This is a genomic window from Streptococcus suis, from assembly GCF_029616525.1.
In the GTDB taxonomy this organism is placed as follows: domain Bacteria; phylum Bacillota; class Bacilli; order Lactobacillales; family Streptococcaceae; genus Streptococcus; species Streptococcus suis_AF.
This window is the reverse complement of the sequence record NZ_JANFME010000001.1, coordinates 172,646-175,134: the sequence shown is the minus strand read 5'-3', so window position 1 is coordinate 175,134 and position 2,489 is coordinate 172,646. Positions and strand designations below refer to the sequence as shown.

The 2,489-nt window shown below is 35.0% G+C and carries 4 protein-coding genes; all 4 read right to left on the bottom strand.

From position 1 onward, the window contains the following. Positions 1-25: 25 nt before the first annotated feature. Positions 26-196, bottom strand: a complete 171-nt coding sequence (locus NOL38_RS00840) for an MLS leader peptide (RefSeq protein ID WP_277941103.1) — start codon at positions 194-196, stop codon at positions 26-28. 41 nt (positions 197-237) lie between these two features. Beyond that, positions 238-408 carry a hypothetical protein gene (locus tag NOL38_RS00835; RefSeq protein ID WP_014638243.1) on the bottom strand — a complete coding sequence of 57 codons (171 nt, stop codon included), beginning with the start codon at positions 406-408 and terminating at the stop codon, positions 238-240. A gap of 736 nt (positions 409-1,144) precedes the next feature. After that, positions 1,145-1,954 (bottom strand): ANT(9) family aminoglycoside nucleotidyltransferase Spw, encoded by an 810-nt coding sequence (locus tag NOL38_RS00830; protein ID WP_002294509.1) that lies wholly within the window; start codon positions 1,952-1,954, stop codon positions 1,145-1,147. Between the two features lie 131 nt (positions 1,955-2,085). Next, positions 2,086-2,489 (bottom strand): phosphoribosyltransferase family protein (locus NOL38_RS00825; RefSeq protein WP_231436582.1); only part of this gene is annotated, 404 nt, incomplete at its 5' end.

Here is a 2,489-nt window from a genome sequence, read left to right as displayed (position 1 = left end):
CAAATTTTTAGCATCTAATTTAACTTCAATTCCTATTATACAAAATTTTAAGATAATGCACTATCAACACACTCTTAAGTTTGCTTCTAAGTCTTATTTCCATAACTTCTTTTACGTTTCCGCCATTCTTTGCTGTTTCGATTTTTATGATATGGTGCAAGTCAGCACGAACACGAACCGTCTTATAGAATAACACAACAAGATGATATGTTCAATATAAAAGTTATGGAATGAGTCTCATACTTCCAATTCGATGCCAGATTTAAAGGATATGACGAAGTGTTCTTCATAGACTGTAACGCTCTGGATTATCTTCCTTAGTAGCAAGCGATTAGCTTTCACAAAATCTTCTGTTTGTAGTTTAAAAAATTCATCAGGATTTTCTAACTCAACCTCAAAATATTTCATTTTACATTCCCTCATTTCATTTATTGATAAATTGAGTTTACAAAAAAGAGTGGACAATTTTTGTCTACTCTTAACCTTTAAAATAGTTTTTTTTAATCGATTTGAAGTTGCCTAAATTATTACTTATTCGGTAAAATGAAGTATTGCTTTCAACAGATTTCCTTCAACTACACTTCACTTGATTCAAACAAGGTGGGTACATTTCTATTCCCACAAACTCCTTGTCAATGGAAACAAACACGTACCCACAGGGTAAATGGAAATAGAAACTGATAATTTCTAGCTATCACTTCTACTCATTCCAAAAATTTTCTCACTCTGATACTTACCCACCATAAAGCAAAAAGCCTTGCAATCAAGGCTTTCATTATCCCTTTCGTTCAAAGGTTTCTAAGCTTTTACGAGCAGAGTAACACACTCCACGTGCTTGGAGATGAGGTGATAGCTGTCAAAACAGCATTTTCAACTCCTGTGGTTATGGGGAATATATCTACGTTCGTATTTGGGAACATATCCAACATATCCTTTCGTTTGAGGGAACATATCAATCAAAGTATAGATTCATCACATATACTGCTGGCTCTAGTTGATGGCATTGATGTCTTAAGCTGATTTTTAACCCTTTCGTTCGCGGGAACGTATCAACGGTATTTTGATTATTTTTTAAGAAACTGATATATGGGGGAACATATCGAAGCAATCAATAATGCACATTAACAACTAGTCTTTGTTATATTTAAACTATTCGAAAAGGTAATTGGATATTAAGGGAAGACTCTATAGACTTTTTCATATGATTAACGAGTTCAGCCACCTCAGATTCCATTCCTTCCCACTTGTCAACACACTCTCCTAAATAAGCCTCTCTCGCTTTGTTGAGTAAAGTAGCATGCTCATCGGGTAATTGAGGTATCGCCCATTCAGCTGCCAGATCTTTTGAGCGAATTTCACCAGTAGATGCTGTCAGCCACATTCTGGCTAAAGTTAAAATCACATTGCGTTCGTCACCGTTAATGCTAGCTATCAACCCGGGCAACGATTCTTTAATTGCTTTTCGAATATCTGTCATTGGCACAGGCTCAATTACTTCTGTTGCCTTTGGTCCCAAAAGGTTAATACTATTTTTTCTTAGTTGTGCTAAAAGTATTGCTAAATCCGGATCATAAGTCGACTCAGGAATTTCTCCCTTTTCAAACTGCTCTCTTAGCCACTCGCCATACATAAATTCATATTTTGGGGGGAAATGCCAAGGGACAATATCCTTTTGATTTATGACCGTAACTTCAAGAGGCCTCATATCTTTTATGTTTCCTATTTTCCCAGATATAAGCATTAACCTATTTGTAAGATTCCTTCGAGTTTTTTCAGATAAACTTTGATTTGTTATTACCAAAATATCTACATCGCTATTCATACGTAAACCACCCATTACTGCCGAACCATACAAATACACCCCAATTAACATATTATCAAGTAGTTCCGCTATAGTTTTTAATGCTTGAATTGCTTCTTTCGGAATTTTTTTGTTACTTAAATCTATACTCAACTTCGATCTCCTTTCGTCTGAAAACTGTTTTTTAACGCCTCTTAAAATTTATAAAAAAAGAGTAAACATCTTTCGTTGTATTGTAAATTAACGCCATCCAAAATTTTGATTCAAGATTTTCTTTCGGTTTATTATATGTTTGAGCCAATATAAGCTACAAAACTGCTGTCTATCCATTTTTGAGTAACCTCATTTATATCAATCCCAATAGTAGCCAACCCAATAATGCTGCAATCCAATTTCTCTAACAAAGCTATTAAAGCCTTCATTTGAGAACCTGTCTCTATCCAATCATCTACAATCAAAACTCTTTTGTTCCTCACAATAGAACTCTTAGATATTTCAAAGCTTTTATCTTGACCTGAATAGTCGGTAAAATGTGTCGAAATAATCTCTTCTTTTGCGTATGGCAGCTTATCACCTTTTCTTACTCCAATAAACCCCACTCCAAGTTCTTTGGCTATGGCAGTGCCTAGTATCCATCCAATTGCTTCTGGGGCAGCCACATAATCTACTTTATTTTGAAAATCCAATG